General features: G+C 44.8%; 5 protein-coding genes. 2 read left to right on the top strand and 3 right to left on the bottom strand.

What is annotated here, in order from left to right; all coding sequences use genetic code 11:
* Positions 1 to 1,216, bottom strand: a 1,216-nt coding sequence (locus AAFP11_RS29395) for a CPBP family intramembrane glutamate endopeptidase (protein WP_341740193.1), incomplete at its 3' end; no start/stop codon positions are given.
* A 184-nt stretch (positions 1,217 to 1,400) separates the two neighbouring features.
* Here AAFP11_RS29395 and AAFP11_RS29390 point away from each other — a divergent pair.
* Together AAFP11_RS29390 and AAFP11_RS29385 are read left to right on the top strand one after the other, a co-directional pair.
* A complete protein-coding gene (locus AAFP11_RS29390) occupies positions 1,401 to 2,765 on the top strand; it encodes a histidine phosphatase family protein (RefSeq protein ID WP_341740192.1) in 1,365 nt (454 codons plus the stop codon).
* Positions 2,766 to 2,883: 118 nt separating this feature from the next.
* Positions 2,884 to 4,341, top strand: a complete 1,458-nt coding sequence (locus AAFP11_RS29385) for an FGGY-family carbohydrate kinase (RefSeq protein ID WP_341740191.1) — start codon at positions 2,884 to 2,886, stop codon at positions 4,339 to 4,341.
* A 211-nt stretch (positions 4,342 to 4,552) separates the two neighbouring features.
* Here AAFP11_RS29385 and AAFP11_RS29380 read toward each other — a convergent pair whose 3' ends face one another.
* On the bottom strand, positions 4,553 to 5,620 hold the full coding sequence (locus AAFP11_RS29380) for a glycerate kinase (RefSeq protein ID WP_341740190.1): 1,068 nt from the start codon (positions 5,618 to 5,620) through the stop codon (positions 4,553 to 4,555).
* A gap of 409 nt (positions 5,621 to 6,029) precedes the next feature.
* A complete protein-coding gene (locus AAFP11_RS29375; protein ID WP_341740189.1) occupies positions 6,030 to 6,362 on the bottom strand; it encodes a DUF565 domain-containing protein in 333 nt (110 codons plus the stop codon).
* Between the last annotated feature and the right edge of the window lie 45 nt (positions 6,363 to 6,407).

The following is a 6,407-nucleotide window of genomic DNA, read 5'->3' as shown; positions in this document are numbered from 1 at the left end:
GATTGATCAGCGACACCAAAACTACCAAAGGTAAAGCCACAAAATAGCCACCAAAACCCCACCAAAACCAATTTCCCCGCCAATTAATCCGAAACCAACTTTCAGGTAAAGGCAAAAAAGACCTTACCGAAAAATACAATACAGAAAGTCCCCCCGCCGACAATAATAGATAAGTAGCAAAGATATAAAAAGCCTTACTACGCGGGTCAAAACTAGCAGGATTTAAGTGGAGAACCGACAGAGAAAGTGGCAGCAAAAAATAGGGGATCAAGATTTGTCCCACAAAGAAAAAGCCGACCACAAGGACCTGCCAAACAATCTCGCCATCCCAAGGAACATCCCAACTCAAGCTAGAATTTTGAGCCAAAATTGGTCCAGAACCAGTTGGTTGTAACTGCTTTCGTTGCAACAACCACTGCACGGTCAAACCAGCCAACAACACCGTACCTATACAAAGTCCGATCCCCGGAATTCCAATCACAATCGCCAACTTTTCCACAGAATCTTCAGCGATGATTTGTTCCGTAGATTGCAGCGATGCCAGGTCTTGAGAACGCTCCTGTAACTTATAAAGTTGAGCCAGGGTACGATAGCGAAACCAACCATCTAAAGACTTTTGAATGCTCGATTCAGCATCGGGTAAAAGTTGAGGTGGATTGCTCCAAATTCCCTTTAAAACCGGAGCAACTTGAGTGGAAGGGTCAGCATTAGTTTGAGTCTTGTATCTATCGATCAAATCTTGCCAAGTTTTCAGAGCTAGCTCAACTTTACCCGTACTAGCCTGCAAAATTCCCACCCGCAATTCAAGTTCGCTTTGCAAGGTTGACAACTTGTTGATGGAGTCTTCCAGAGCATTATTCTGAGCAAATTTTATTTTTTTGGCAGTAACATCTGAAGAAGCGTTTGGATTTTCAACTTGTTTAAATTGTGCTTGAGTTGTGGTGAGAGTTTTCTGAGTCGAGGTTCGCGCCTCTTGATACTGAGCTAAAGCAGTATCTAAAGGAGCGGAACCGATAATAGTGTTACGAGCTGAACTTAAATTAGAATTAGAATTATTTTCCCCTTGCCACTCCGAAGCATGAAGCAGTAAATTTGTCTGATAGAGTTCCAGCCGACTTTGAATTTGTGGCTCATTCCAGCTAGCAAGTAAAGACAAACCGACCAAGGCGATCGCGATCGCTGTTAAAATACCTAAAAATATCCGCTTTAGTGTCATTATGCCTGTTCCGTCCGGCGCGTATCCGTGCCTAAGTCTATTTCGTCTTTAATCATAGGCGGTTGTTAGCGAGAGTGTCCCCGGAACTGGTAAAATTTTTAGTGGCTCATCTTTGGAATCGTTTTAAGCCCCAGATTTATGCCCAGGCTAAATCTAAAATCTAAAATCTAAAATCTAAAATCGAATGACTACTCGCGTTATCTTAGTCCGTCACGGTCAAAGCACTTACAATCAAGAACGCCGTATCCAAGGCCGTTTGGATAAATCAATTTTGACAGAAGCAGGGCGCACCGCCGCGCTTCAAGTAGGCGAAACGCTCAGCAGTATCACCTTTGATGCCGCCTACAGCAGCCCCCTGCAACGAGCCAAAGAAACAGCAGAAATTATCGTTTCGCGCTTGACAAATCCGCCCCAACTCCAGCCCACAGATCAATTGATGGAAATCGATTTACCTCTGTGGGAAGGAATGCTACGTCAAGATGCGATCGACCAATTTCCAGAAGCCTATAAATCTTGGCAACAACATCCCGACAAATTTTCGATGAAACTGCCATCAAACGAAGCAGAAACAGAACACTTTCCCGTCTTGGCAATTTTTGCTAACGCTAGAATGTTTTGGAAAGAACTATTATCTAAGCATAGTTCGGGTACTATTTTAGTAGTAGCTCATAACGGCATAAACCGGGCACTGATCGCCACAGCATCGGAAATTTCTCCCGCTTACTATCAATCTATTCAGCAGTCTAATTGCGGGATTAGCATTATCAATTTTGGAACTGCTCCTGTTGACACCAGTGAGCAAGGTGAGCAGCAACAGAAACTGACAGTTCAACTAGAATCCCTGAATTTAACAGCTCACACAGGAGAAATTTTCCCCAAGCCTAGGGATGGAAATCGCGGGCCACGTTTATTGCTGGTACGTCACGGCGAAACTGACTGGAACCGAGCGGGTAAATTTCAAGGACAAATAGATGTACCGCTCAATGATAATGGTCGCGCACAGTCTGGCAAAGCCGCAGAATTCCTAAAGAATGTAAAATTAGATTTTGCCATCAGCAGTTCGATGTTGCGCCCCAAGGAAACAGCGGAAATTATCCTCCAATATCACCCAGACTTGAAGTTAGAACTCCGCGATGAGTTAAGAGAAATCAGTCACGGATTGTGGGAAGGAAAATTTGAGTCAGAAATAGAATCATCCTATCCAGGTTTGCTGCAAGAATGGAAGACATCTCCTGAAAATGTGCAAATGCCAGAGGGGGAAAATTTACAAGAAGTTTGGGAAAGAGCGATCGCCTCTTGGCGAGATATAGTAAAATCAGTTTCAGGTACAGGGATTGTGGTCGCTCATGATGCGATAAACAAGGCAATTCTGTGTCATTTGTTCTGCTTAGAACCGGAACATTTCTGGAAATTCAAACAAGGAAATGGTGCGGTTAGCGTGATAGATTATCCCCATGGCCCAGAAGGTTTGCCAGTATTGCAGGCGATGAATGTGACAACTCATTTGAGTGGTAGTGTTTTTGACCAAACCGCGGCGGGTGCACTGTAGAAATCAACAGTTAAAACTTGAATTATCAGAAAAATGAGGTATGGTTAGTTATCATCCGCATACCTCACTTTTCTCTTTCTCTGTGCTCTCTGCGCTCTCTGTGGTTAAATAATTCTTAATGGATTTTTACTTAGGCATAGATTTTGGTACAACAGGAGTGCGATCGACTGCGATCGACTCCAGTCGCAATATACATAGTGAGAGCAAGTATGATTTCACTCACCATGAGGAACCAGCATCGGAATTGCCATCGCGCTGGGAGAATGCCCTCTGGGCGGTAATCGAGCAAATTCCCTTAGCCATTCGCCGTCAGATCCGGGCGATCGCCCTTGATGGCACTTCCTCCACGGTGATGCTATGTGATACCAAAGGTATACCCGTAGATGAACCGATTTTATACAACGATGGACGCGGTGTGGCGGTACTCGATCGACTGCGGGCGATCGCACCAGCCCATCACACAGTATTAAACGCTACATCAAGTCTGGCAAAACTCCTGTGGTGGTTAGAGTGCAAGGAAAAAGACACAGCCCCTAGGGAGTGTGTTCAAACCTTCAAACCCGGAGATCCCCCCCAGCCCCCCTTAACAAGGGGGGGGAATTCACTCAAAGTCCCCCTTATTCCCCCCTTGGGGGGGGCTGGGGGGGGTGGGGATTTAGGGGGATCTCCGGTGCAAACAGCCCCAAGGTTTTTCCTGCATCAAGCGGATTGGTTGGCCTTTTTGCTACACGGAAGATTGGGAATTAGCGACTATCACAATGCTCTGAAATTGGGTTACGATGTTGCCAATTTGTGTTATCCCAATTGGCTGACAGAGGGAATTGCGGGTGTTTCTGGGTCGATCGCCCCTATATTACCCCAAGTTGTCGCACCGGGAACGCCGATCGGGCCAGTGACAGCAGAAATAGGCGATCGATTTGGCTTTCCCCGCGACTGTATCGTTTGTGCTGGCACTACCGATAGCATAGCAGCATTTTTAGCTAGCGGTGTCAATTCTCCGGGGGAAGCAGTAACTTCTCTCGGTTCAACTTTAGCCCTCAAACTGTTAAGTTATACCCGTGTAGATGATGCCACCTACGGAATTTATAGTCATCGTTTCACCTCCCCTTCACAAGGGAGGGCTGGGGGGGTGTTGTGGTTAGTGGGAGGCGCTTCTAATACCGGAGGTGCTGTGCTGCGTCACTTTTTTACTGATAGTGAATTGGACAATTATAGCCAACAAATTGACCCCCATCGACCGAGTTTCCTGGATTATTATCCATTGTTAAAAAAAGGCGATCGTTTTCCCAATAATGACCCAAATTTGCTCCCTAGATTAGAACCTCGTCCTGCTGATGCTGTGGAGTTTTTACATGGTTTGCTAGAAAGTATAGCCCGGATTGAATCGCGGGGATATGAATTATTGCAGCAGTTTGGTGCCACTCCTTTGACAAAGGTTTATAGTGCAGGTGGTGGGGCAAAAAATCAGGTTTGGAGTGAGATCAGAAAGCGTTATTTGAAAGTTCCTGTGGTAACTCCGGTTCATACTGATGCTGCTTATGGAAGTGCATTATTGGCAATGACAGTTGACTGTTGACGGTTGACAGTTGACAGTTGACAGTTGATAGTTGACAGTTGACAGTTGACAGTTTGAACAATACCGATGCAACCGAAAACGATAATACCCTTCGACTACGCTCAGGGTAATCATTGCGGTTCCTGAGCGTAGTCGAAGGGTCGAAGGGTCTTCTTCCTTCTATCCTTTACATCCGTTACATCCGTTACAAAATCCGTTGCCGAACTTCCTTCTACTTATAAATCTTCTGAATAGTCCGATCGCACTTAAGTTCAATTGCCAAATCCACTCTAGCCCCACTAGCAACTATGGACTTAATAAATAACTCTGGATGCAGCGCTTTCCAAAAATATTCCACAAACTGATTAATTTCCAACTCAGTCATTCCTGACTTCCCCCTCGCCATCATTTCCTGTTCCGCTTGATTGCGCCAAATTTTAGAAACACGATAATCTTGGGGATACAAAACTATCAATCGATCCAAGCGATTCCACAGCGGTACATAATCCGATAGTTTAGCATTCATATCACGAGCAAACAGTCGATCGCCCTCTGTGCAAATTGGAAACGGCGCACCCTCCAAAAACTGATTCAATTGTAGCTCATCCACCGGCTCTACACCCACAAACCAGCCTTCAAACAGTACAATATCCACATCAGAAACATTTTCAGGGGAAATTCTATCTCCGGCCCCCCCCCAAGCAGACTTATCAAATCGGGGGATTTTGATATTTTTAACTGATGCTAATTCTTCTTTCCGATTGGAACGCAACTGATCCAAAACAGAAATGCCCAATTCAATATCGTGAGTTCCAGGTGGTCCCCGCCAAATCAACCGTGGGTCTTCTTTTTGGAGTTTGAGGCGATCGGCATAAGTCTTGTAAAGGTCATCCAAAGAAAGGCTGACAGTAGAATAGCCCAATTTCGCCAAAATCAGCCGTAAAACCTCAGATAAAGTTGTTTTCCCCGTTCCTTGCCCTCCCAAAATCCCTTGAATTAAAGGACGTTTTAAACTTTGTGTTTCAGACGACAATTTCATAGCCAACGGCAGCCAAAGAACCCACAAATTTTCCATAAAATTAGTTGACTTTGCGGAAAAAGTATGTAATAAATTAATAACAGAAAAGAATAAATCGGCTTTGTGGCGAACAACCTCAGCCGCATTTTCGGGAGTAATGCCAAAAGCAGGCGATCGCCAATCATCAGCAAGTTCCCACAGCGCTAACTGCTCGAAATCACGTTGGATCGGGCAATTTCCAGCTCTCCATCCTTCTAAAATTTCCACAAGCGTTAAAGTCATAGCAACCTATTCTCAAAACTCACAGCTTTTTAACTCAAAAATGATATTTGAACCTTGTCGGTAATTAGGAAGTTTTTAATTCCTAAAACCATCGATATTATTTTGTTGTGCTTCTTCCTTCTTCCAGAATTTCCCCCATCCCCCCTTGGGGGGGCTAGGGGAGCTAGGGGGGTAATATCAAATCCGGTAACATCGTCCTGTATTCATCTCTCTTATCTCCCTCTGTGTTCTCTGCGTTCTAGTAAGGTTAAATCATTCCGATGCAGCCGGAAACGATATAACTTATTCCTGAATTTCCTCCATCCCCCCTTGGGGGGGGTAGGGGGGGTCGGACGTTACTTATTCCTGAATTTCCTCCATCCCCCCTTGGGGGGGGCTAGGGGGGGGGTAGGGGGTCACTAATTCCTTCTCAAGAACCCAGCTTGAAAGCTTCCACAAATAAATTGTAAATCACACCAATTTTCAGAGCATTGAGCAAATCCACCCACAGAGAACGCACCGCAGGCTGATTGCCACTATAAACAAATCGGTTAAGCAATTCAGTCAAAAACACCAACCAAGCAGCAGCGACAATATCCCAATCAGCAGATTGTCCCGCAATTGTAGAAATAGCTGTTCCCAAAAAATTTCCGAATAGCAGAGTAATGATAAACAGCGAAATCCGTCGCCAAGGATTACTCACCCAGCGTCCGAATTGCTGAGCGAGAACATCAATAAATCTATTTATTCGGGTATTCTGCATAAAAAACAGTAATTACTATGTGCCACCTATTTTTAAATCATAAAA

The sequence above is a fragment of the Microcoleus sp. CAWBG640 genome (assembly GCF_020883015.1).
Lineage (GTDB): Bacteria > Cyanobacteriota > Cyanobacteriia > Cyanobacteriales > Microcoleaceae > Microcoleus > Microcoleus anatoxicus.
This window is presented reverse-complemented; position numbering and strand designations above follow the sequence as displayed.